This window comes from Pseudodesulfovibrio cashew, from assembly GCF_009762795.1.
In the GTDB taxonomy this organism is placed as follows: domain Bacteria; phylum Desulfobacterota; class Desulfovibrionia; order Desulfovibrionales; family Desulfovibrionaceae; genus Pseudodesulfovibrio; species Pseudodesulfovibrio cashew.
Genome location: NZ_CP046400.1, coordinates 1,015,342 through 1,038,096 on the forward strand (window position 1 = coordinate 1,015,342; position 22,755 = coordinate 1,038,096).

A 22,755-nucleotide genomic window follows, 5' to 3' on the forward strand; every position below is an offset into this window, starting at 1 on the left:
GCGGCTTTGCCATGTCTGCGGGGCGCTATTCCCCGTGGGCGTCCTCGAACCCCTTGCTCTCCTTGTAGCTCTCCCACTCGTCGTGGGATACAGAGCCGTCCTTGTCCTGGTCGGCGGCTTCGAAGACCGTCATGTCGCCGTCGGAAAAGGCTACCAGAAACTCACCCTTGGACACGGCCTCGTTGCCATCGGCGTCCAGGGAGAAAAAACAGACATTGTAGTTGGGTTCGGCCTGCGCAGGCAGGCACAGGGCTGCGAAGAGGCACAGGGCCAAAAACGCTTTTTTCATGTGTGGTTCCTTGTCTTGATCTATTTCAGTGTATCAGCCATCGAGGAAGCCGGTCAGGACCTTGATGAACTTGTCCAGCGAATCCTCGGGATTGGTGCCGTTGATCATGGCGTCGTGGTGGCAGCGGATCATGTACCGCTTCAGAATCAGCTTGTTGGCGGACTGGAGCGCGGAGCGCACGGCCCGGACCTGGACCAGAATCTCCTCGCACTCCTTGCCGTCCTCGATCATGCGCTGGATGCCGCGCACCTGCCCTTCGATGCGCTTCATGCGCGCCAGGACGTTCTTCTTGAGCCGCTCCTGTTCAATTTCGCTTGCCGTACCGTTCATCCTCTTCTCCTCACCGGTAAAACCCTTCCCGGGCGGCGTACAACGTTGCCGTTCCGCCCGTAATACCGTACCCTCGCAGGGTACGTATCATCACGGACAAAGGAGGCGTTCCCGTGCCCGTACCCGTCATCAGCCCTGTCGATGAACAGATCTTCCTTCTCAATGTCATCGAACTGCTCGCCGCGCTGTTCCGCACCCCCGACAGCGCTGGCTGGGCCGCGATCCGCGATACGGGCCTGCCTGCCTTGGCGGCCCGTGCCCCGATTCGGACGGGACAGCTTACGGATACGCTCGAAAAACTGCAAGGAGCATTAGACTCCTCTGAAAATACCATCGGAATCATTGACGAACTGCTCTCCGAACAGGTCCGTCTTTTCGTGGCAGGACGCGGCGGCGTTGTCGCCCCGCCCTATGAGTCCTGCCACCGGCCCGGCGAATCGGGCGTCATGGGCGAGGCCGCCCTGTCCATGCGCTCGAGGCTGGCCGAGGCCGGACTCGAAGTCGCCCTTCCCTCCAACGAGCCCCCGGACCACCTCTCCCTGGAGCTGGAATACCTCCACCACCTGCTGTCCACGGCCTGGGCCGAACAGGACGGCACCCGGGAGGCGGAAGCCCTGGCCTTTTCCGGAGAGACCATGCTCCCCTGGGTGGCCCGCTTCCGGGACGCGCTGCTCGAGGGCACGCCCCATCCCGTGTTCACGCACGCCGCCGACCTTGCCGTGGCCCTGTTGGAGGAGCTGAGCTCCAGAGCCGACAAGTAGCCGATCAGGGCGTTGCCTTGGAGTCGGTCACCGCCATCCTGAGCGTTTCCAGGAAGTGGTCGTCCGGCTCGAAGTAGCCGCGTTTCACCAACTCGATGATCCAGTTCCCGTCGCCCTGCGACCGGACCAGATAGGCCAGGGGCAGTTGCGCCTGGCCCAGGCACTCGAAGATCTGTCCGTGGCTGTCCGAAAAGAGCGGGTAGGACACGTCGTAGTGCTTGCGGAACCTGACCACGTCCCTGTTGGTGTCGAAGACGCCCAGCCCGATGAACTTGAGCTTTCCGGCCAGGACCGGATCGGACTCCACCCGCTCGGCGAACTGCGAGAGCTTCTTGGTCTCGCTGACGCAGTCGTTGCACATGGTGTTGTACATCTGGATGAGCACGAACTTCGCCTTGAGGTCGGCCAGGGAAAGCCAGCGGGCGCCCGACGGCAGGCCGAGATATTCCCGGTCCCTGTCTCCGCTGAGCACAGCCACCCGGCAGTCCGGGAACAGGTCGCCCACAGCCAGGACCTTGCGCTTGCCCTCGTCGCCCGAGACCAACTCCGGATGAGACGCCTTCCAGCCATGGAACCCCCTCGGATACCGGTACACGTTGGTGTACCCCATGCGCACTGCCCAGTGCGCTGCAATACTGCTGCGCAGTCAACGGAAACTCCGACAGTAGATGACCAGCTTGCGCTTGCGGTCGCTCCCCACCAGTTCCTCGAACGCCGCGCGCTTCTCCTGCGAAAGGGAGAGCTTGTCGCCCAGGTCGAACTCAAGGTTCTCCGCGTCGGGAACATGACCGGCCTCGAACTCATAGTCCGCCCGGGCATCGATGATGATGGCGTCGGTGTCCGAGTCGAGCAGCTCGGCAAGATCACGGGTGTCGATGAGCGAGTATCCTTCCCGGGCGGCCTCATCCACGGCGTCCTTCCACCAGATTTCATTCTCGTCCGCCGAGGCCGGCAGCGCGAAAAGACACAGGGCAAGAAGCAGGCATGCCGCAAACTTACGTGGTTTCCGCATGATCTCCTCCTTGCCCTGTTCAGTACAGGATGCGAGGCCGGGGGCTTGTTGGATCGGACCGCTGTGACGGCCCCCGGCCCATGGGTGTTATGGGCTCCCGACTACTTGTTGGGATGCACCTCATAGCTGTTGTCTTCGCCGAAGTCGTTGGTGGCCTCCAGGTAGAAGACGTTCTTGGCGTCCGGAACCTGGTCCATGTAGAGGTAGTAGGCCTCGCCGGCGCGTGCGCCGGAAGCGCAAGAGAAGACGATGGGCTTGTCAGTGGGGATTTCCTTGGCCTTCTTCTCCACTGCGTCAACGGGCATGTTGATGGCGGACGGGAAGTGACCGGCGGCGTACTCGGCGGGGTCACGCACGTCGATGAGCAGGATCGCGGACGGATTCTCCTTGATGGTCTTCAGGAACCAGTCGGTGTCCACGGCGCCTTCGGCCGCACCGGCCTTGACTTCCATGGCGGAACCGCCGCCGAACATCTCCTTCCAGCCGGGGTAGCCGGCTTCGGCGACCACGACCTTCTTGTAGCCAAGGTAGCGGGCCTTGACCGCGGACTTGTGGGACAGGGCGCACTTGTAGCCGCCGCAGTAGTAGACCAGGGTCACGTTGGCCTTGTCCACGGGCAACATGCCGCGCTTGGCCGCAAAGTCGCGCTCGGGGATGCCCAGCGCGCCGGGGATGGCGCCGCCCAGGTACTTCTTGTACGGGCGGGCGTCGATGGAGACGAAGTTGTCGCCGTTGGCGAGCATGGCGCTCAGGCTCTCAAGGCCGATGGAGTAGTACGGGGCCTTCTTTTTGAAATCGGGGAAGCCGGCGGCATAGACCTTGACGTTGGTGTAACCGAGAGCCTCGGCCTTGAACGCGGCCTTGTGGGACAGCGGGCACTTGAAGCCGCCGCAGTAGAAGATCAGCAGGTCGCCCTTGTTGGCGGGCAGCTTGTCCACCATCTTGTCGAACTGGCTGGTGGGAATGGAGACCGCAGTCGGGATGTACCCTTCCACGTACTTGGGCTTGTAGGGACGCGAGTCCACGATCATCACGCCCTTGGGCTTGGGCATCTTGGCGTACTTTGCAACGAACGAATAGTCCACGATGCTGTGGAACTTCTTGAATTCCTTGGCCTCGTTGGCCAGGGCGGTGCCGGCCAGGGCGGTCAGCGCGAAAGCCAGCATCACGGCGACGGCCATCACTCTCTTTTTCATGACACTCTCCTCGGGAGATCGGGTTGGGTACAAACCCCGCCCGGCGGCCCTTCTCCGCCGGGCAGAGCCCTTTGCATAAACACTATCGTTTCCGGGGGGATCATTCCCCGCCGGTCTTGACCTTTTCCCACCACAGTCTGTGGTGATGCTTGGCGTAGCCGTCGGGGACCACGCCGGTGAACATGGACTTGAAGCCCGGGCGTTCCTCGGGGGAGATGGCGGCCATGTAGACATGGACCAGCAGCCCGGCGAAGACCAGACCCACGGCGATGAAGTGCACGGCCACGGCCCAGCCGATCAGCCCCGTGGACTCGGCCCCGAAGGTCCGGTCGGACAGGAGCATGATCACGCCGGTGGCCGCGATGACGATGCCGCCAACCACGCTGGCCTGGGCAAAGGCCTTCTGACCCATGTTGTAATAGCCCTGGTCGGGCAGGGTCGGGTCGACGCCCACGGCCTTGAGGGCCTTGGGCCCCAGGGTCATGAGCACCATTTTCTTGAGCATCCAGCCCATGTCGCGGGCCGGACTGACGGCGAAGACCTCTCCCAGGAAAAAGGCCGCGCCCCGGAAGTTGACCAGCAGGTAGAGGACGAAGCCGGTGATCCAGGCCAGGCCGATGTATTCGTGGATGAGCAGCAGGTTGCCGCCTCCGCCCACCATGGAACGCATGGCCTCGGGATAGCCCGAGCCGAACGGGTCGATGGCGGGGTTCTGAATCAGGCCCACGCCGGTCAGGAGCAGGAGCAGCCAGCACGCGGCGTTGAACCAGTGGATGAAGATGTCGGATTTGTCATGCCGCTTGTAGGTCTTAGGCATCGGAATCCTCCTTGTGGGAATCATCGCTTCCGGCAAAGAGCTGGCGGCCGAGCATGGCCAGCACGCCCAGGCCGGACAGGCCGACGATGCCCTTGATCAGCGGGGCGGACTGCTGCATGGCCACCATGGAGGCGGGCACGACCGCTTCGCCACCCCAGTCGCCGGGACCGGGATCGCCGAGGTAAAACATGTTGGGCTTGGTGTCGGTCTTGGCCGCCACCCGGGTCAGCCGCTCCTTGTTCTTGCGGTACAGGAGCCCGGCCTCGGAGTTCGGGTCGTTGATGTCGCCGAACACGCGGGCCTTGGTCGGGCAGGTGTCCACGCAGGCCGGGAGCAGCCCCTGAGCGCGGCGCTCGGGACAGTAGTTGCACTTGTCGGCCTTGCGCTTTTCCGCGTTGCGGAAGCGCGCGCCGTAGGGGCAGGCCGGGATGCAGTTGCCGCAACCGATGCACAGGGTCTCGTCGATGACGACCGCACCGGTCTCCGCGTCCTTGAAGGTCGCGCCCGTGGGACAGGCGCTCACGCAGGTAGGATTCTCGCAGTGCATGCACGCGCCGGGCTGGAAGCGCGCCTTGGACCGGGGCCGAACGCCCGCCGCCGGAGCCTCCCCGGCGGTCTTGATCCAGTTGCGCCACTGTCCTTCGGGAACATGGTTGGCCACCTTGCAGGCGGCCACGCAGGCCTTGCAGTCGATGCATTTGGCCGCATCGATGACCATCGCCAGTTGCTGTGCCATTACGCCACCTTCCTTGTTACGGAGACGAACGTGGTGTGCATGGACGCGTTGCCCGTGACCTCGTCGTAGTCGTCTTCCAGGAGTTCGTTGATGGACGCGCCGTTGCCGTGGGAGAGGTGCTGCATGGTCGACAGGGTGTTGTACCCGGAGAGCATGTACACCGTGTCGCCACGGATGTTGTCCGAGACCTCGGCCTTGAGTTCCTGGGTGCCCACGGCGCTGGAGACCTGAACAAGGTCGCCGTCGTTGATGCCGAGTTCGGCGGCCTTCTCCCTGTTCAGCCACAGGGTGTTGGTCGGATGGAACTCGTTCAGCAGGGAGTTGTTGGCCGTGGAGGTCTGGGTGACCGTGGCGTCACGCCCGATGATCAGCCTGAACTGGTTCTTGGGCGTCTTGGCCGGGGCCGTGTACTTGGGCAGCGGGTCGATGCCCATCTGCTCGTAGCGCTGGTTGTACAGCTCGACCTTCTTGGACAGGGTCTTGTAGACCTTGCCGTCGTAGATTCCGTAGACCTTGGACGGGTTGTAGTAGACGCCGTCACGGTCGAGAATCTCCTCGGCCCTGTTCAGCCCGGCCAGTTGCTTCTGCCGGTATTCGGGGATGGTGAAATCGAAGTATTCACCCAGCTCCATGCGGTTGGCCAGCCCCTTCATGATGTCGAAGCAGGACCGGGACTCGTACAGAGGATCGATGACCGGGTCGCGCTTGATGACACAGGCGCAGGCGCTGGAGCCCTGAAGACCGGAGCAGGGATCGTACCGTTCCAGATAGGACTGGGAGGGCAGGACCAGGTCAGCAAACCAGGCCGTGTCGGACATGGCGATGTCCACCACCGTGACGAAGTCCATCTTGTTCATCATCTCGATGGTCTTCTTCCGGTTGGGCGCGGTGCCCATGGGGTTGGTCTTGTAGACCAGCCAGCCCCGGATCTCGTACGGATCGTCGGCCAGGATGGCGTCGCGGGTGATCAGGAACGAGCCCTCGTGCTCGAACATCATGGGCACCTTGCCCTCGTCGATGCGCTCGTAGTGGTTGTCGTCGTACCAGGGTGCGTCATAGGGCACGCCCTTGAGGCCCACCTGGCGGGCTGCCAGCAGGCCGCCGGGCTTGTCCCAGTTGCCGAGCAGGCCGTTGACTATGGCAAAGGCCCGCCTGATCTGGGTGGAGTCCTCGTAGTCGGAGCTGCGGCGGCCGGGGTAGACCATGGAAGCCGGGGCTGCGGCCGCCAGCTCGCGCGCCATGCGGGAGATGGCCTCAACCGGGATGCCGCACTCCTCGGCGGCAAAGCCGGGGGTGTACTGCTTCACGTGCTCGGCGAGCTGCTCGATGCCGTAGGTCTTTTCCTCGATCCACTGGGGATCGTAAAGCTTTTCCGTGATGATGACGTGGGCCAGGGCGAGCATGAGGGCCATGTCCGTGCCGGGCCGGATGGGATACCACTCGTCGGACAGGGCCGCGGTCTTGGTGTAGCGCGGGTCCAGGGTGACCAGCTTGCAGCCGTGCTCGCGCATGGCGGTCATCAGGTCCATGGAGTCCGGGGTGACCAGGGCCTCGAACCGGTTGGCGCCGCTCATGAGCACGTACTTGGAGTTGAGCACGTCCGCATAGGGAACCTCACCGAAGGTGTCCAGGAAGGCGCGGTTGTTGGAGACCAGGCACAGGGACTCGTGGGAAGTGACGTTGAACGAGCCGTAGACCTCGGCCAGCCTGCCCACGAACTTGGAGTGCAGGTCGGTGCCAGCGGAGAACAGGTGCCCGCAGGGCAGGTACTTCTTGCGCACCTCGAGCATCTTCTCGGCGGCCATGTCCAGGGCCTCGTCCCAGGGGATGCGCTGCCACTTGCCTTCGCCGCGTTCACCCTTGCGCAGCAGGGGGTACTTGAGGCGGTCCGGGTCGTAGACCTGGCGGATGCCGGCGTTGCCCCTGGCGCAGAGCATACTGCGCGACTTGAGGAATTTAGGGTTCGGGTCCAGCTTGGTCACCACGCCGTCCTCAACCCGCGCGATGAGTCCGCACTTGTTGAAGCACATGTCGCAGGCCGAGAACTTGGAGTCCCAGGGCTTGACCGCGGGCGCGGCGGCGCTGGCCTTGCGCAGGCCGCCCAGGACCGAGGCGCCGCCCACGGCGCCCGCCGCGAATAGGCCGGAGGCCTTGAAAAAGTCGCGGCGTGAAACTTTATGATTGGATTCTGACATATGGATCCGCCTTTCTCCCTTGCAGCGTCGGGATTGTCAGGTGGAGGCCGTCCGTTCGGATCACCCGGACGGACGGCCCGGAATGGCGATGGGAAACCGCCTTCGCAACCAGGCGGCTCCCTGCTTTACCTCGTATTAGCTGCACTTGGCCGGGGACGGAGAGTCCGAGGCGTAGTCGTGCAGGTAGGTGAAGATGTCGTTGAGGTCCTTGTCGGAAATGGTCCAGTCGCCCGAACACTTGATCTTGGCCTTGTCGGCGAAGGTGGCGTTCCATTGGGCCTGGGTCTTGGAGGCGGGGCTCAGGTCGGAAGCCTCGCTGCCGTTGTGACAGGATCGGCAGTTCTTGCGGTACAGGAACTTGCCCTTGCGGGCGTTACCGCCACCCATGGCAAAGGCCATGGAGACGGCGAAAAGAGTGATCAGCGCGCTGGCAGCGATCAGGGTAAGTTTGCGGGACATGGTTTCCTCCATTGTCGGTTTATTTTGGGAACACAGCGATCCATGCTCGTGTTCTTATATGCCCTTGGCGATTTCCGCCATTATAACCTCTACCCGGTATGGGAACCTCTTTCCTTCCATATACCCATAGGGGGTATAGGTGTCAAGACTGGAATAGAAAAATATAATGTCGGCGCGGCAGGGCATAGAAGATGCTAATCAAGTAGAAAATACAGCGTATTAGCTCGCAACAAAGCACCTGCCATCAGCATGGCAGCAAAAGAAAAGAGAATACCCTACCTGGGTATAAGTTACCAAAGGCGGTCGGCGAAGGCGCGGTGCAGGCCGTGGGAACGGATGAGTCTGACGGTCTTTTCGATGTCGTAGGACACGAAGCGCAGGGTCAGGATGCGGCTGTCCGTGTCGAAGAGGGCGTATTTGGCGCGGGGGTCACCGTCGCGGGGCTGGCCCACCGCCCCTACATTGAGGAGGTGGCGCAGGCCGGGGTCGAGGAGCGTCTCTCCCTCGGGCAGGGCAAGCTTTGCCGAGGCCTGGCCGTCTTTGGAGGTGAAGCGCATCAGGTCATGGGTGTGGCCCACGAAGCATACCCCCTCCTGGTAGCGGCTGAAGACCTCGTCCATGCTCTCCTCGTAATTCCATATATACTCGTTGACCGAGTCGGGCGGGGTGCCGTGCACGAACCGGCAGTCGTGGGCCGTCGCGCTCTTGGGGTGGGAGACCAGCCACTGGTAGGTTTCCTCGCTGATCATCTCGCGGGTGCGCCGCAACGCGTCACGCGCAGGCTGGTTGAAGCGCGTCAGGTTGTGAATGTTGATCAGCCCCTGCTCGTGGTTGCCCTGGAGGATGACCATCTCCCGCGTGCGCAGCAGGTCGCAACACTCCTGCGGCTGCGGACCATAGCCGACCACGTCGCCAAGGCAGTAGATCTCGTCCGGACCTTGGGCGTCGATGTCGACGAGAACGCTTTGCAACGCCTCGAAATTGGAGTGGATGTCCGAGAGGATGGCGAGTTTGGTCATGGTTGTGAGGGTATACTCTCGCTTGGCGCAGGGCAAGGAGAGGGGGTACATCTCTTCGCAGAGAGCCAGCGTTGGGGCCTGCGGCCCCTCGCTTCCAGAATCGCGCTTGCAGCGCGCGAGAGCCGGGTTTGGGAGCTACGCTCCCAAAAGCCCTCCATGCCCTCCCGGCGGGGTCCATTTCTTTTGCTGCGCCAAAAGAAATAGACGAAAGAAAAGGCGCTTGGAGAGGCATCCCCGCCCCGGTGCTCTCGGGCGAGAATCTCATCCAACCCGGTCGGCTCCGGACTTCGTTGAGTGGAACGCTCTGCCAACTTTACCATTCGCAGGCCGTCCCACGCCGTGCGTATCGCGGCCAAAGAGCCGCCGCCCGCGTTGGTGAGCTTCTAGGCCCGGGAGCAAGGGGCTGACTGCGGACCTCCGAAGAAGAAGTCGAAGCGCCGGATTGCTTCTTGCTGAATCGTACAGAAGTACTTGCTCGGCCTGATGGGAAAAGTTGTCTTAATTAAGCAGCTTGGTGCTGGCTCTACATGGCGGACAAAGGCCTGTTGCCTCATCCGGTAAGCTACCAATCACCCCGGCAGCGACCGGTCATCGAGCTCGGGGCTTAGAGCCGCTTTTACACGGCGAAAGCGCAGCCCGAAGCGCGCCTGCCCGCAGGCTTTCGCATTTCGGGCAGCGGAAGCCGTGTTAGCGGCTCTTGGCCCTGAGATCGCGCTGCAGCACAAAAAGCGCGTTTTTTGCTTACTTTTGGACGCGCCAGCCCAAAAGTAAGTCGGCCCGGAAGGGCCGAAACCCTTCCTACGTCAATCGCCGCCTGAAAGGCGACTTCCTTTATCTTTTCAAGCCGCGCCGCACGGCATCACACAAAAAAAAGCCGCCGCACCAATCGGTGCGGCGGCTGACTCTCATATTGAATCCGACCCTACAATACATCCCAGCTCGCGCCGAGGGCAGTATCCTTCACCTCAACCCCCATGGCTGTCATGGCGTTGCGGATATCGTCGGCCTTCTGGAAGTCCTTGGCCTTGCGGGCCTCCTGGCGGGCGACAAGGAATCCCTCCACCGTGGCCGGGTCGATGCCCGCCCTGGCGGCGCGGTTGTCGCGCAGCTCGGTCAGGAACTCGACGGGCTCACGCTCGAAGATGCCGAGGATGGCGCCCCACTGCTTCATGTCTTCCTGGATGCGGACAAAGAGATCGCGGCCGCCTTCGGACTTGCGCAGGTTCTTGTCCTCCGCCACGCGCCCGGCCAGGCGCATTGCGGAAAAGACGTGCCCCAGGGCCCCGGCGGTGTTCATGTCGTCCTCCATGGCCTCGTCGAAATGCTTCTCGATCTCGTCCAGCTCGGCGGTCAACTCCTCGGGGAACGGGGATTTCTTCCACTTGGTCTTTTCCAGTTCCAGCCCGATCTGGCCCAGGGCGGAGTAGACGCGCTTGATGCCCTTTTCCGCTTCCTCCAGGGCCTCGAAGGAGAAGTCCAGGGGCGAACGGTAGTGCATGGTCAACAGGAAATAGCGCAGGGTTTCGGGCAGGAACTTGTCCAGGATGTCCCGGATGGTGAAGAAGTTGCCCAGGGACTTGGACATCTTTTCGGAGTTGATCTGCACGAACCCGTTGTGCACCCAGAAGTTGGCGAAGGGCTTGCCCGTGGCCGCCTCGGACTGGGCGATTTCGTTTTCATGGTGGGGGAAAGAGAGGTCCTGACCGCCGCCGTGGATGTCCAGGGGCAGGGGAGCGTACTTCTCGCTCATGGCCGAGCACTCCAGGTGCCAGCCGGGACGGCCCTGGCCCCAGGGGGATTCCCAGGACGGCTCGCCGGGCTTGGCCGCCTTCCAAAGGGTGAAGTCCAGCGGGTCTTCCTTTTCCTCGCCGGGAGCGATGCGCGCGCCGGACTCCAGTTCGTCGATATTGCGGCCCGACAACTTGCCGTAGCCGTCAAAGGAACGGACCCGGAAATAGACGTCGCCGGACGGGGCGGCGTAGGCGTGTCCCCTTTCGATGAGCAGCTCGGTGAGCTTGATCATCTCGGGAATATGCTCGGTGCACTTGGGCTCCACGTCCGGCCGTTCAATGGCCAGGCGGTCCATGTCCACGTAGAATTCATTGATGAACTTCTCGGCGATGGCCCCGGCCTCGCTGCCCACCTCGTTGGCGCGCTTGATGATCTTGTCATCGATGTCCGTAAAGTTGCGGATGAAGGTGACGTCGTACCCCTTGTATTTGAGGTAACGGTAGAGCACGTCGAAGACCACGCTGGAGCGGGCGTGGCCGATATGGCAGAAGTCGTAGGCGGTGATCCCACAGACGTACATGCTGACCTTGTTGCCGTTGAGGGGCGTGAATTCCTGTTTCTTTCGGGCAAGGGTGTTGTACAGTCTCATCGCTAAGCTCCAATCATACTAATTTGAAATTATTGTCTATTAATTACTTGCCGTTGTCTTGTCGGCGACCACGGTGACCCGCAGCAGCCTGAGATTCTCATAGAGGTCCCTGCCCATGAACAGATAGAGGCAGGGAACCGGCTCGACCGGAGCCGCCGTGACGGTCAGCGTACCGGGATCACTGACGAACTGGCTCAGGCCACGCAGGGCCTCGGCGGCCACCGCGTTGTCTTCCCCGGCGGCATAGTCGGCCATGGCCGTCAGTTCGTTCCTGGCCTGCAGCCGTGCGCCGCTCCTGCTCATTCCCAAGCGGTTCGCGGCCCGTTCGAAGAGCTTGTCCATGAATGACCCGTTGGCGACGGTGAGGCGCAGATCCTTCAGGCTCAACCCGAGGAGTTTTTCCACACGGAGCGCGTCAAGGTCAAGCTGCGTGAACGAACCCGAGAGTGCCGCCTCTCCCGCATCCCCAGCGTCGAAGGCCAGGGATTTTATGGTCAGGCTCCGACTTTTCGGGTCATAGGCGTAGTCCACAAAGAGGTCGCCCTTGATTGGCTCGGCCAAAGAAAGCCCGGGGAGGTCCGCGTCGCCTGGCCGGATGACCAACCCTTTGGCCCTGGCGGTGACAAAGTGGGGCGTCCTGTGCTTTCGGTCATAGGCGGTGACCACGACCTCATCTGCCCTGAGCCGCTGCCCCGAAGGCAGCACCGCGTTCGCGTTGGTCAGGGTCACGGTGTGGTCGGCCAATCCCACGTCGAGGCCGTCGTAGGCCAGGGTAAGCCCGTCCACGTCGGACACGGCCTCGTCCAGCCCCTTGCGCACCTCGCCGTTCACGAACCAGACCAGTCCGCCGTAGCAGAGCGCAACGAAAATCGCAAAGGAAAGAAGAAACTTGGAAAGGCGGCTCATGGTGCTACAGTTCCCTCAAGGCGGTCACGGCGGCCACGGCCTTGATGCCCTTTTTCTCGCCGGTGAAGCCGAGTTTTTCCTCGGTGGTCGCCTTGAAGTTGACCTGGTGCGGGTCCAGGCCGAGCAACCGGCGCACGTTGGCCGCGATCTGGGCCGCATGGGGGGCCAGCCTGGGAACCTGAGCAATGACGGTCAGGTCCGCGTGCACCACGCGCACGCCCGCTTCCCCGGCCATGGCCAGGACTTCCTTGAGGAAGACGCCGCTGTTCGCGCCGGAAAATTGTTCGTCCGTGTCCGGGAAGTGGGTGCCGATGTCGCCGCCGCCGAATGTGCCGAGCACGGCGTCGGTCAGGGCATGAAGCAAGACGTCGCCATCCGAATGAGCCACGATGGTCTGTTTACCGGGAATGGGAACCCCGCCGAGCACCAGCGGGCGGTCGTTCTCGCCGCCGAAGCGATGGACGTCGTAGCCCCAACCCACGCAAGGGACCGTGACCCGCTCCTCTTCCAGACGGGCCAGATCCTCGGGCGTGGTGATCTTCACGTTGCCCCGTTCGCCCTCGATGGCCCGTACCTCGGCCAGCCGTTCAACCATGCTCGCGTCGTCCGTGACTTCCCAGCCTTCGGCCTCGGCCCGTTCATGGGCCTCCAGCAGCAACGCGGTCTCAAAGGCCTGGGGCGTCTGCACGCCGCGCAGGACCGCACGGTCCAGGGTCTCGGCAACGGTGTCGCCGTCCACACGCTTGATGGTGTCGGTTACCTCCACCGCCGGAATCACGCCGCGCGCGCCCTCATTCAGGGCGTCGATGAGCCGGGAGATCATCCCGGCCGAAACAAAGGGTCTGGCGCTGTCATGAACCAGCACGCCGCCACATGCCCGGGGCAATGCCCCGAGGCCGTTGCGCACGGAGTCCTGCCGCCGCTCGCCTCCGGCGCAGACGCGCCACTCCACTCCGAGGTCCTCGACCTTGAAAAAGTGGCGCACCTCTTTTTCCATGGCCTTGGCGTCGTCGGGCGGAAACACGAAGACCAGCCCCTTGACCCCGGCCACGCGGGAAAAGGTCCGGGCCGAATGCCAGAAGAGGGGGGCGCCCTTGTACTCCAGGTACTGCTTGCGCACCCCGCCCGAGGCCTCGGCCAACCGGGTGCCGGACCCGGCGGCGAGGATGATGCCCCATATATCGTTCAACGGTCGGTCCATGTATCGTTCTCTCTATTGTGCCTGCCGCCCCTGTTGCGCGGCCCGGCTGAAACGGGGATTGCCCCGCTCGATTTCAACCCTGGATGGCGGCTGCGCTCAAACCGAACTGGCTGGTCTCCTGCGCCGTAACGTAATCCGCCGTGCCACCTGCGTCTTCCAGTCAAAATCAGGAAGCTTCCCAGCCTTCTTCATTCTTCTCCCTCTCCGCTACCAGCCCGAAGCAAGGTTGCGCAGAAGGGGTCAGCCGCCAGGCGGACGGGTTCGCCTTTCCCGCAGGCGTATCCCAATACGCCAAGGACTCCGGCGATAACCGCCGCAATCCGGGAAGCTGCCCAACCTTCTTTTTCCTCCCTTCCCGCTATCAGCCCGAAGGGAGGTTGCGCAGAAGGTGTCAGCCGCTAGGCGGTCGGGTTCGCCTTTCCCGCAGGCGTATCCAAATACGCCGAGGACAAAGGCAACCCGCTCAACGACGCGGATGGCGCCTTATGCGCCACCGGCGTATGAAAAACAGGAGTTGGCCGTAAGCCGGGTCTTGTTCCCCTTGCGGGGCGACTGTCATTCATCTGGGACGGCTGTTACCAGACGCCTCTAGCAACCTACCCGATAGCTCGGCCGGGCCGGCCTACCACGCTACCCTATTTGGTCTTGCTCCGGACGGAGTTCACCTGGCCTGCCGCGTCGCCGCGACAGCCGGTGGGCTCTTACCCCACCCTTTCACCCTTACCGCCGGGCCGAAGCCCGGAGGCGGTCTACTCTCTGTTGCACTTGACGGGGATCGCTCCCCCTGGGCGTTACCCAGCGTCCTGCCCTACGGAGCCCGGACTTTCCTCGACAGCGGATGCTGCCGCGACAGTCTGGCCAACTCCTAAATATTTTCCTGTGTGCCCCGGCTTGCGATCGCGGCGCATCCGCTGCGTTGCCGAGCGCGGTTTGATGCTCGACGTAGCCGGGCTACGCCTGCGCTCAAACCGGGCTCGTCTCCTTGCGGCTACACCACGCTCACAAGCCTCACTCTGTCAAAGAGGCCATCGTGGCAATTTAGACCACTCACTGGTGGTTTTTTGTGCCCGTTGCCTTGCGGCTGGGACCTTCTGCCCAGCCTCATGGTGTCAAAGACTGACGTTTCCGCACTACTTCTTGTAGTGAAGTAATGCGGAACTCGTCGATGGCAACGGTTTGCGCCGCTGCCGAAGGCCGATTCTACTCTTCGCCCTCGTCCTCGCGCTTCCAGTAGATGAGGCGCTGGCAGTTGGGGCAGCTCAGGATCTGCTTGCCCTTCTGCAGGTCGTTGTAAGCCTGCGGAGGGATCATGATGTGGCAGCCGTGGCAGACGCCGCTGGTGACCGGGACGATGACCGGGTTCTCCATGCGCTCGCGAATGAACTCGTAACGGCCCAGGATGGGCGGCGGCACGACCTTGCAGGCCTTCTTGCGCTTGCGGTCCAGGGATTCGAGCTTCTTGTTGGCCTCGGCCAGGCGCTCGTCCAGGGTGGTCTTGAGGGCGTCGTACTGCTCCTGCACACCGGACATCTCTTCGTTCAGGGCCGCGGTGGCGTCCTGCTGCCGAACCACTTCCTCCTTGACCGCGATCTGCTCTTCCTCGCGCATGCGGTTGAGCTTTTCCAGGGAATCCATCTCGCGCATCATGGCGTGATATTCCTTGGTGTTGCCCACCAGCATCAGCTTGTTCTTGGACTTCTTGATCTTGCCGGCGTCCTCTTCGATCTCCACGCCCAGCTTCTTCTTCTGGTCCTTGAGGATCTCCATGCGCTCGTCGATCTGAACCCGACGCTCGTCGAACTCCCGCATCTGGGCCTCGAGGTCGGCCAGCTCCAGGGGAGCCTTTTCGATCTCGTCCCTGAGAATGAGGATCTCGTCGTCCACCTGCTGGAGAATGATCAGTTGTTCAATTTGTTTCTCGTACATTCGTAAACCTCTCTAATCTATTTGAAAACATCTAAAAATGGACTTTCCGTCATTTCCGGACGACAAAGCGCATGGGCTCGTCACCGGGGAAAAACCGTACGGCCACGCCGTCCAATTCGTCTTCCAGTTCCTTGGCGAAACGGCGCATCATCTCTTCTTCCAAAGAGAAATGGCCCACATCGGCCACGCAGACCGGAGTCTCCACTGCCGGGTGGTACTTCATGTCCCCGGTCACCAACACGTCCGCTCCGGCGCGGGCCGCCTTGTCCGCCAGGGAAGAACCGGACCCGCCGCAGTAAGCTACCCTGGACACAGTCTCGGGTTGCGGCCCGCAGACCATGAACGCATCCCTGTCGATGAGTCCGCCCAGCAGGTCCGCAAAGGCGTCCCAGGACAAGGGCTCGGGCAGGTCACCCACCTCGCCGAATCCGACCTCGGCTGTGGGCGCGGTCAGGGAGCGCAGGTAGAAGACGGGCCGTTTGCCCAGCGAAAATTCAATGCCTCCGGCCACTTCGTTCCAGGCCGCCTCGTCGCAGACCACGCGCACCTCGCCCGCCCTGCTCTGGGACACGGAGTGGATACCCGGATGATTGGCCCAGACCGCCGCGGTCTCCCGCTCGATGGGCTTGTCCGCGTAAAAGGACGCCTCGATGGGCGCGCGCCCGTGTTCCACCTCCAGCAGTCGGGAGCCTGTCAGGCCCAGCGCCTCGCCCAGCCAGAAGGCTGGCCCGCCGGGCCGGGTATCCAGGGAGGTATGCGCGGCATAGAGCCAGGCCCCGCTGCCGATCACCAACCGGACCACGTCCAGATAGGGCGACGGCGAGCCGAGTCCCTTGGGCTTCATGTAGAGCGGATGGTGAGTAAGCACGGCCTGCGCTCCCCACTCCAGGCAGCGGGCCACCATGGCCGGGGTCGGCTCCAGACAGACGGCGACCTTGCTCGCCGCGTCCGCAGCACCCGCTATCTGCACCCCGGAATTGTCCCAGGCCGACTGGTTCGCCTCAGGAGCCAATTTGTCGAAAATCGGCAAAATATCCTTAATTTTCATAGACTTATACCATACCCCCGGAATGAGAATGCTCCCGTAGGGTTTCCCCCTCGGGAGCATCATATTCCTCTTCTATATCCCGGCCTTCGGCCTTAGTGGGATATTTCAGGACCAGTGCGTTGAACGGTGTTCCTGTGTCGTATGCTATCAATCATTCCTCCCGGCAGGGGGGGGAGAGAGTTGGTGGGCCAGCCAGGATTCGAACCTGGGACCGACCGGTTATGAGCCGGTGGCTCTGCCAACTGAGCTACTGGCCCGTCGTGCGAACACAGGACGATAGACCAGACACCACAGGCGTGTCAAGCATGCAGCACAGGTGCAGTGCGATCATACAGGGGGAGTATGTCGGCAAACAGGCGGTCGTCTGATCAGAGGGAGAGTTCGGCCACGTCCATCTCGCTGCGCGCGGCCTCGATGAAGCGCCTGATCTCCCTTCGCTGGTGGGGGGAGTAGCGGAGCTGGAGGATACCCTTGAACTTGTCGGTCACGGTGAATATGCCCAGGTTGTCATAGCCTTCGAGCAGAAACCGGAACAGGGCGATGCGGGCCGGGTCGATCCGCACGTAGAGCCGCTCCGAGAACAGGGGCGGCGGCGGACAGGGACGCTTGCGCGGGCGGCGGCGGGAAGATTTTTTCTGCGAAGCCATAGCCGGGTCCTACCCGCTGCCGGGGCAAAGCGCAACGGCAAACATCGGCTCCTCCCGGCTGCCGGCAAGGGCCACGGCAGCGATACCGGCCGGATTCCATCCCCTCCAGGGCTGGAACCCTGCTTCGGGCCAGCACTTTTCCCGCAACCCGTCCCCCGCCCCTGCCTCAACAGCCCGCCAGGGCAGGCTTTATCGGCACTTCCGGGGAAACATTGGTTTGCCTTTCAAGCCGGATGCGGTATACTCGGACCGAATCTTCTCAATCCGCCGCAACCCCTGCGCACCCGAGGACAGTACCTATCCCAGGAGGCCGCTCATGGCTCGCATTACGCCGGAATCTCTGGCGACAATATACTTCACTTTCACGTGGGAGAGCTCCCACGCCGTTCACATGGAACACTACCTGGCGGAGGACGTCAGTTTCACCAGGGATATGCTCCCCTTGGGAGTAAAAAGCCACATGCGCGGGCTGGGCGTGGGTGACTCGGTCCGGCTCAGGATGGACCCGTCCGAGGTCCCGGCCTTCAAGCCGGGCAAGGTGCTGGACATGCCAATCGCCCGGTTCCAGCCGCCCCTGCTCGACGGCCGGATCATCAAGCCGAGGCTCGGCAGGTTCTACCCCAAGAATTTCATCGAGCGCGTGCCCGGAACCCGCCCCGACTCGGCTACCCCGTTTCGCGTGACCGGGCTCAGCCAGGGGACCTTCAAGGCCGACCTGAACCATCCCATGGCCGGGCGGGAGGTCGCCATACTGGCCGAAGTCATGGGTGTCCGCCCCGGACAGGGCAGCGGCAAGCTCAAGCGGTGGCCGGAGATCATCCTGCAGGGACCGGGCATGCAGGCCCGACTCCCCGAGACGCCCACCGACTTTCTGGGCGGCGAGCCGTTCAAGCGCAAGGACGAATCCTGCGACGCCCGGTTCTACGCCAAGCCTCGCCCGGTCCAGCATCTCGACCGCCGCGCCAGGGAGAACGTGCAGCACCTTCATGCCGAGCTGCTTTCCGACGACATGCGCATCCTCGACCTCATGGCCGGACACGAGTCCCACCTGCCAGAGGGCTTCCGCCCCGCCTCCATGGCCGGGCTGGGCATGAACCGGCAGGAACTGGAGGCCAACCCGGCCCTGACCGAGCACATGGTCCGTGACCTGAACGAGAGCCCGCGCCTGCCCTTTGACGACGAGTCCTTCGACGCGGTCATCTGCACGGTCGGCGTGGAATACCTGATCCGGCCCGGCGAGGTCTTCGACCAGGTGGCCAGGGTTCTCAAGCCCGGCGGACTGGCCCTGATAACGTTTTCCAATCGCTGGTTCGAACCAAAGGCCGTCCGCATCTGGACCGAACTCCACGAGTTCGAACGTCTGGGACTGGTCAGCCAGTATCTGCTCCGCACCGAACGGTTCGAAGGGATCGTCACCCGCTCCGAGCGCGGCTGGCCCCGGCCCGAGGACCCGGAGGACCGCTACTCCGGCCAACTGCCCGAGAGTGATCCGATCTATGCCGTCTGGGGACGAAAGAAGCAGGGATAGTCCCGCCGCCAGGCTGGACGGAAGATAAAAATGAATTGCGGGCGCAGCCTTGGCTGCGCCCGCAATTCATTTTTATCTGACATCACAGCGAGTTGAAACAACGCTCGCGTGACAGAAGTCTCGCAACGAAACCGCCTAGGTGAGCTCCGCCTTGGAGAGCACCTCGATGAGCAGCTTGAGCATGTCCTGGTCGTGGGCGGCGCCCCGGCTCTTGATCCGGGTCAGGGCCTCGAACGGGGTGTGCCGCTTGCGCGCCTCGCCCTCTCCGTTGAGCAGGTTGTCGTACTCGTTGCACAGGATGAGCGCCTTGACGTAGAACGGGAGCAGGTCCGCGTTGCCGCCTGAAGGATAGCCTGACCCGTCCATGCGCTCGTGATGAAAGAGGATGCACTGGAGTGCTTCCTGGGGCAGGGGCACGCTCGAGCAGACGCCAACACCAAGGGCCGGGTGTGAGCGAATCAGCTCGATCTCGCCCTGACTCAGGGTGGACGGCCTGCGTGCGAAGAGGTCTTCCGGCAGCTCCAGTTTGCCTATGTCATGAAGCATGGACCCGATGGCCACGGCCACCAGCAACTCGTTGTTTTCCGTCACGATCCTGGACAGCACGCTGACGGTCAGCACCATCACGGCGATGCCGTGCCTGAAGACCTGATTGCCCTCGGAGATGAAGCGGGCCAACTCCTTGAGGGCGTCGTCACGGGCCAGAAATTTGAGAGAACTGTTGATCAGCTTGCGGATGCGGGCGAACCGCTTCTTGTCCATGGAGTGCGGCATGGAGCGGTCAAAGGCCTCCTTGGCCAGGGAGACGGTCGCGTCGTTCCAGGCCCGGGCCCGCTCACGCACGGGGATGGCATCGTCGTCCAGCAGTTCAAGGAGGTTGTCGTGCAGGTAGACGGCGTAATGGCTGTAGTCCTCGGCCTTGACGTAGAGATGGTCCACACCGAGACGCCCCAGGCGCTTCTTGTGCTCGTCAGTGAACAGCTCGCCCTTTTCCGCATAGAGCACGAAGCTCTCGTCCTGCTTCAGGTACAGGGAGAATCCCCCCACGCGTGAAGGAATGACCATGTACGGCGAGACCTTGAACAGGGCGGATTTCTTTTTGTTTGTCTTGCCGGGCGCGTTGTTCCCGGCAGTTCGGTCAGTGTCCATCTATTCTCCCTTGGCCCGATGTAGGGCCCGACGGCGGGCCGGACACCCCCTTGCGGCGGCCTGTGTCCGGCATCCGGCAACCCGGCTGTCCCGCTGCGGGACCCGTGGCTTTCCGTCTCCGCTTTGCAACGGATTTGGCTTTGTCATGCGGCAATATACGCACCGGGTGGGGCTCTGTAAACGGCGCGCTTCCGATCACTTCATCGGCGCGGCAGGAGGAGACTTTACACGCCATGAACGGAACGCCTGCCATTTTGTTTCCGCCGCTTGCCATCCTTTCAGGAATGGTTACTCTCCCGGAATGACTCAATCCGCAGACAAGCATTCCATTCATATAGAAGGCGCCCGGCACCATAACCTCAAGGACCTGACACTCGACATCCCCCGCGACAAGCTCGTGGTGGTGTGCGGGCCGTCAGGGTCGGGCAAGTCCACCCTGGCCTTTGACATCGTCTACGCCGAAGGGCAGCGGCGCTACGTCGAATCCCTCTCCGCCTACGCCCGTCAGTTCCTGCCCCAGATGGACAAGCCGGACGTGGACAAGGTGGAGGGCCTTTCGCCCGCCATCTCACTGGAGCAGCAGACCGCCACGCGCAACCCGCGCTCCACCGTGGGCACGGTCACCGAAGTCTACGACTTCCTGCGCGTGTTCTTCGCCCGGCTGGGCAAGTTCTACTGCCCCGAGTGCGGCAAGCCCATCGAGGCCCAGACCACGGACCAGATCGTGGAGACCATCCTGGCCATGGAGCCCGGCACCAAGTTCATGCTCCTCGCCCCGCTGGTGGAGCACCAGAAGGGCACCCACAAGGACCTCTTTGCCAAGCTCAAGAAAGAGGGCTTCGTGCGCGTGCGCATCGGCGGAGAGATCCACCCCCTGGACGAGGTGCCCGAGCTGGAGAAGAACAAGAAGCACACCATCGACCTGGTGGTGGACCGGCTGGTGCTCAAGGACGGCATCAAGAAGCGGCTGGCCGACTCCGTGGAGCTGGCCCTGGACAAGGGCGACGAGCGGATGATCCTGTCCGTGGTCGGCGGCGACAAGCCGGGCGACACCTTCATGTCCACCCTGTCCACCTGCCCCTCCTGCAAAATCTCCATGCCGCGCCTCACCCCGCAGCTCTTCTCCTTCAACTCGCCCCAGGGAGCCTGCCCCACCTGCAACGGCATCGGCAGCGTGGAGTATTTCGAGCCCGACCTCATCGCCCCCAACAAGGGCCTTTCCCTGAACGAGGGCGGCGTCATCCCGTGGAAGTCCGCCTACCGGCAGGAACAGTACGCCCCCAAGCTCAAGGCGCTGGGCAAGCTGCACGGCTTCACCCTGGACACCCCGCTCGCCGACTACACGCCCGAGGCATGGGACGATCTTTTCTACGGCAACCCCCGGGTCAACTGGCAGGGCGTGGTGCCCATCCTGGAATACGGCCAGTTGCAGTCCGGGGTCTGGGACCACTGGACCGCCCGCTTTCAGCAGTCGCGCCCCTGCCCGGACTGCGAAGGCGCGAGGCTGAGGCCCGAGGCCCTGGCCGTGCGCGTAGCCGACAAGAATATGTTCGAGTTCGCGTCCATGTCCATCCAGCGCGCCCTGGAGTGGCTCGAAGCGCTGGAATTCACCGGCCAGGAGACGCTCATCTCAGAGCCGCTGCTCAAGGAGCTGACCCACAAGCTCGGGTTCATGGTCAACGTGGGACTGGAGTATCTCTCTCTGGGCCGGAACATGGCCACCCTGTCCGGTGGCGAGGCCCAGCGCATCCGACTCGCCTCCCAGCTCGGCAGCGGCCTGGTGGGCGTGACCTACGTCCTGGACGAACCCTCCATCGGCCTGCACCCCCGCGACAACCAGCGGCTCATCGACACCCTGCGCTCGCTCCAGACGCGCGGCAACACCGTGCTCGTGGTCGAGCACGACGAGCCCACCATCCGGGAAGCGGACCACGTCATCGAGATCGGCCCTTCCTCGGGCTGGCTCGGCGGCGAGATCGTGTTTCAGGGCCCGGTCACCGAGCTGCTCAAGGCCGACTCCCTGACCGGCAAGTATCTGCGTGGCGACATGTTCATCGAACCGCCCGAGACCCGGCGCAAGGGCAAGGGCAAGATCACCCTGCGCAAGGTGGAGACCAACAACCTCAAGGACCTGGACGTGGACATCCCGCTGGGGGTCATGACCTGCGTCACCGGCGTGTCCGGCTCGGGCAAGTCCTCCCTGGTCATGGACTCGCTCTACAAGCACATCCAGCTTCATCAGGGCAACAAGGCAAACAATCCCGGCAAGATCGGTGGCATCGAAGGACTGGACCAGATCGAGAAGGTCATCTCCATCGACCAGACGCCTATCGGCCGCACCCCGCGCTCCAACCCGGCCACCTACACCAAGATCTTCGACGAAATCCGCAAGATCTTCACCGGGTCCAAGGAGGCGCGTACGCGTGGTTACAAGCCGGGCCGCTTCTCCTTCAACGTCAAGGGCGGCCGCTGCGAGGCGTGCAAGGGTGACGGCCAGATCAGGGTTGAGATGCACTTCCTGCCCGACGTCTACGTCACCTGCGAGACCTGCAAGGGCAAGCGCTACAACGCCCAGACCCTGGAGGTGGAGTACAAGGGCAAGAACATCGCCGACGTGCTGGACATGACCGTGCGCCAAGCGCGCGAGTTCTTCGCCAACCACCCGCCGCTCATGCGCCGCCTGGACGTGCTCTCCCAGGTTGGGCTCGACTATATCAAGCTCGGCCAGGCAGCCACCACTCTGTCCGGCGGCGAGGCCCAGCGGATCAAGATATCCCGCGAACTGGGCAAGCGCAACCTGCCCGGCGCGCTCTACATTCTGGACGAGCCTACCACCGGCCTGCACATGCACGAGGTGGGCAAGCTCATCAAGGTTCTCCACGCCCTGGTGGACAAGGGTGCCACGGTCATCGTCATCGAGCATAATACGGACGTGATCATGGCCTCGGACCATGTCATTGATCTTGGCCCCGGCGGCGGCGAGCATGGCGGGGAGATTGTGGCCTCGGGAACGCCCGAGGAGATTATTGCCAATCCCGATTCGGCAACAGGGCAGTTTTTGTGATGGTTGCTTGTTGAAAGGAAAAAGGAAGGCCGCCTTTTTGAGGGCGGCCTTTTTATTTTGTGGGGCCTGCGGCGCTGGGGGAGAGGAAAAGA

19 protein-coding genes, 1 tRNA gene, 1 other RNA gene and 1 riboswitch are annotated in these 22,755 nt (G+C 62.9%); of the genes, 3 read left to right on the top strand and 18 right to left on the bottom strand.

Annotated features, from left to right (window positions below):
* Nucleotides 1-25 precede the first annotated feature (25 nt).
* A complete protein-coding gene (locus GM415_RS04470; protein WP_158946631.1) occupies nucleotides 26-289 on the bottom strand; it encodes a hypothetical protein in 264 nt (87 codons plus the stop codon).
* Nucleotides 290-322: 33 nt separating this feature from the next.
* Entirely contained in the window at nucleotides 323-619 is a 297-nt protein-coding gene (locus GM415_RS04475) for a metal-sensitive transcriptional regulator (RefSeq protein ID WP_158946632.1), read from the bottom strand.
* 113 nt (nucleotides 620-732) lie between these two features.
* On the opposite strand from GM415_RS04475, the gene GM415_RS04480 reads away from it, so the two are divergent.
* Complete coding sequence (locus GM415_RS04480) at nucleotides 733-1,380, top strand: TorD/DmsD family molecular chaperone (RefSeq protein WP_158946633.1); 648 nt, start codon at nucleotides 733-735, stop codon at nucleotides 1,378-1,380.
* A gap of 4 nt (nucleotides 1,381-1,384) precedes the next feature.
* Here the strand turns inward: GM415_RS04480 and GM415_RS18175 are convergent, their stop codons facing one another.
* The 15 genes from GM415_RS18175 to GM415_RS04560 all read right to left on the bottom strand — a co-directional run bounded on the left by GM415_RS18175 (nucleotide 1,385) and on the right by GM415_RS04560 (nucleotide 16,922).
* On the bottom strand, nucleotides 1,385-2,392 hold the full coding sequence (locus GM415_RS18175; RefSeq protein ID WP_271121213.1) for a rhodanese-like domain-containing protein: 1,008 nt from the start codon (nucleotides 2,390-2,392) through the stop codon (nucleotides 1,385-1,387).
* A gap of 101 nt (nucleotides 2,393-2,493) precedes the next feature.
* Nucleotides 2,494-3,588, bottom strand: coding sequence for a rhodanese-like domain-containing protein (locus tag GM415_RS04495; protein WP_158946636.1), 1,095 nt, complete (start codon nucleotides 3,586-3,588; stop codon nucleotides 2,494-2,496).
* A gap of 100 nt (nucleotides 3,589-3,688) precedes the next feature.
* On the bottom strand, nucleotides 3,689-4,405 hold the full coding sequence (locus GM415_RS04500; RefSeq protein ID WP_158946637.1) for a formate dehydrogenase subunit gamma: 717 nt from the start codon (nucleotides 4,403-4,405) through the stop codon (nucleotides 3,689-3,691).
* Nucleotides 4,398-5,141, bottom strand: coding sequence for a 4Fe-4S dicluster domain-containing protein (locus tag GM415_RS04505; protein WP_158946638.1), 744 nt, complete (start codon nucleotides 5,139-5,141; stop codon nucleotides 4,398-4,400). The genes GM415_RS04500 and GM415_RS04505 overlap by 8 nt, the downstream gene beginning before the upstream one ends.
* Nucleotides 5,141-7,336, bottom strand: coding sequence for a molybdopterin-dependent oxidoreductase (locus GM415_RS04510; RefSeq protein ID WP_158946639.1), 2,196 nt, complete (start codon nucleotides 7,334-7,336; stop codon nucleotides 5,141-5,143). Before GM415_RS04510 ends, GM415_RS04505 begins: the two co-directional genes overlap by 1 nt.
* Nucleotides 7,337-7,471: 135 nt before the next feature.
* The gene (locus tag GM415_RS04515; RefSeq protein WP_158946640.1) at nucleotides 7,472-7,795 is read right to left on the bottom strand and encodes a c-type cytochrome; all 324 of its coding nucleotides are present in this window, start codon (nucleotides 7,793-7,795) and stop codon (nucleotides 7,472-7,474) included.
* Nucleotides 7,796-8,085: 290 nt separating this feature from the next.
* Nucleotides 8,086-8,814, bottom strand: a complete 729-nt coding sequence (locus GM415_RS04520; protein WP_158946641.1) for a metallophosphoesterase family protein — start codon at nucleotides 8,812-8,814, stop codon at nucleotides 8,086-8,088.
* Between the two features lie 922 nt (nucleotides 8,815-9,736).
* Complete coding sequence (cysS, locus tag GM415_RS04525; protein WP_158946642.1) at nucleotides 9,737-11,194, bottom strand: cysteine--tRNA ligase; 1,458 nt, start codon at nucleotides 11,192-11,194, stop codon at nucleotides 9,737-9,739.
* A gap of 39 nt (nucleotides 11,195-11,233) precedes the next feature.
* Nucleotides 11,234-12,100 (bottom strand): hypothetical protein, encoded by an 867-nt coding sequence (locus GM415_RS04530; protein WP_158946643.1) that lies wholly within the window; start codon nucleotides 12,098-12,100, stop codon nucleotides 11,234-11,236.
* 4 nt (nucleotides 12,101-12,104) lie between these two features.
* Nucleotides 12,105-13,301 (bottom strand): 2-C-methyl-D-erythritol 4-phosphate cytidylyltransferase, encoded by a 1,197-nt coding sequence (gene ispD / locus GM415_RS04535; protein WP_158946644.1) that lies wholly within the window; start codon nucleotides 13,299-13,301, stop codon nucleotides 12,105-12,107.
* A 506-nt stretch (nucleotides 13,302-13,807) separates the two neighbouring features.
* Nucleotides 13,808-14,167, bottom strand: an RNA gene (gene rnpB, locus GM415_RS04540) — RNase P RNA component class A.
* A gap of 334 nt (nucleotides 14,168-14,501) precedes the next feature.
* Nucleotides 14,502-15,227 carry a zinc ribbon domain-containing protein gene (locus GM415_RS04545; RefSeq protein WP_158946645.1) on the bottom strand — a complete coding sequence of 242 codons (726 nt, stop codon included), beginning with the start codon at nucleotides 15,225-15,227 and terminating at the stop codon, nucleotides 14,502-14,504.
* A gap of 49 nt (nucleotides 15,228-15,276) precedes the next feature.
* Nucleotides 15,277-16,275: a Nif3-like dinuclear metal center hexameric protein gene (locus GM415_RS04550; protein WP_158946646.1), complete on the bottom strand. Its 999-nt coding sequence runs from the start codon at nucleotides 16,273-16,275 to the stop codon at nucleotides 15,277-15,279.
* 181 nt (nucleotides 16,276-16,456) lie between these two features.
* Nucleotides 16,457-16,532: transfer RNA gene (locus tag GM415_RS04555), tRNA-Ile, on the bottom strand.
* A 111-nt stretch (nucleotides 16,533-16,643) separates the two neighbouring features.
* Entirely contained in the window at nucleotides 16,644-16,922 is a 279-nt protein-coding gene (locus tag GM415_RS04560) for a DUF4911 domain-containing protein (RefSeq protein ID WP_158946647.1), read from the bottom strand.
* A 316-nt stretch (nucleotides 16,923-17,238) separates the two neighbouring features.
* Here GM415_RS04560 and GM415_RS04565 point away from each other — a divergent pair, with 316 nt between their 5' ends.
* On the top strand, nucleotides 17,239-18,450 hold the full coding sequence (locus GM415_RS04565) for a methyltransferase domain-containing protein (RefSeq protein WP_158946648.1): 1,212 nt from the start codon (nucleotides 17,239-17,241) through the stop codon (nucleotides 18,448-18,450).
* 135 nt (nucleotides 18,451-18,585) lie between these two features.
* Here the strand turns inward: GM415_RS04565 and GM415_RS04570 are convergent, their stop codons facing one another.
* Nucleotides 18,586-19,599 (bottom strand): HD-GYP domain-containing protein, encoded by a 1,014-nt coding sequence (locus GM415_RS04570; protein ID WP_158946649.1) that lies wholly within the window; start codon nucleotides 19,597-19,599, stop codon nucleotides 18,586-18,588.
* 72 nt (nucleotides 19,600-19,671) lie between these two features.
* A riboswitch (cyclic di-GMP riboswitch) is annotated at nucleotides 19,672-19,748 on the bottom strand.
* Nucleotides 19,749-19,900: 152 nt separating this feature from the next.
* On the opposite strand from GM415_RS04570, the gene uvrA reads away from it, so the two are divergent.
* Nucleotides 19,901-22,663 carry an excinuclease ABC subunit UvrA gene (uvrA, locus tag GM415_RS04575; RefSeq protein ID WP_158946650.1) on the top strand — a complete coding sequence of 921 codons (2,763 nt, stop codon included), beginning with the start codon at nucleotides 19,901-19,903 and terminating at the stop codon, nucleotides 22,661-22,663.
* The last annotated feature ends 92 nt before the right edge of the window (nucleotides 22,664-22,755 follow it).

Coding starts and splice junctions, on each gene's coding strand:
- GM415_RS04470 (WP_158946631.1), bottom strand. CDS start 289: ATGAAAAAAGCGTTTTTGGCCCTGTGCCTCTTCGCAGCCCTGTGCCTG.
- GM415_RS04475 (WP_158946632.1), bottom strand. CDS start 619: ATGAACGGTACGGCAAGCGAAATTGAACAGGAGCGGCTCAAGAAGAAC.
- GM415_RS04495 (WP_158946636.1), bottom strand. CDS start 3,588: ATGAAAAAGAGAGTGATGGCCGTCGCCGTGATGCTGGCTTTCGCGCTG.
- GM415_RS04500 (WP_158946637.1), bottom strand. CDS start 4,405: ATGCCTAAGACCTACAAGCGGCATGACAAATCCGACATCTTCATCCAC.
- GM415_RS04505 (WP_158946638.1), bottom strand. CDS start 5,141: ATGGCACAGCAACTGGCGATGGTCATCGATGCGGCCAAATGCATCGAC.
- GM415_RS04510 (WP_158946639.1), bottom strand. CDS start 7,336: ATGTCAGAATCCAATCATAAAGTTTCACGCCGCGACTTTTTCAAGGCC.
- GM415_RS04515 (WP_158946640.1), bottom strand. CDS start 7,795: ATGTCCCGCAAACTTACCCTGATCGCTGCCAGCGCGCTGATCACTCTT.
- GM415_RS04520 (WP_158946641.1), bottom strand. CDS start 8,814: ATGACCAAACTCGCCATCCTCTCGGACATCCACTCCAATTTCGAGGCG.
- cysS (WP_158946642.1), bottom strand. CDS start 11,194: ATGAGACTGTACAACACCCTTGCCCGAAAGAAACAGGAATTCACGCCC.
- GM415_RS04530 (WP_158946643.1), bottom strand. CDS start 12,100: ATGAGCCGCCTTTCCAAGTTTCTTCTTTCCTTTGCGATTTTCGTTGCG.
- ispD (WP_158946644.1), bottom strand. CDS start 13,301: ATGGACCGACCGTTGAACGATATATGGGGCATCATCCTCGCCGCCGGG.
- GM415_RS04545 (WP_158946645.1), bottom strand. CDS start 15,227: ATGTACGAGAAACAAATTGAACAACTGATCATTCTCCAGCAGGTGGAC.
- GM415_RS04550 (WP_158946646.1), bottom strand. CDS start 16,275: ATGAAAATTAAGGATATTTTGCCGATTTTCGACAAATTGGCTCCTGAG.
- GM415_RS04560 (WP_158946647.1), bottom strand. CDS start 16,922: ATGGCTTCGCAGAAAAAATCTTCCCGCCGCCGCCCGCGCAAGCGTCCC.
- GM415_RS04565 (WP_158946648.1), top strand. CDS start 17,239: ATGGCTCGCATTACGCCGGAATCTCTGGCGACAATATACTTCACTTTC.
- GM415_RS04570 (WP_158946649.1), bottom strand. CDS start 19,599: ATGGACACTGACCGAACTGCCGGGAACAACGCGCCCGGCAAGACAAAC.
- uvrA (WP_158946650.1), top strand. CDS start 19,901: ATGACTCAATCCGCAGACAAGCATTCCATTCATATAGAAGGCGCCCGG.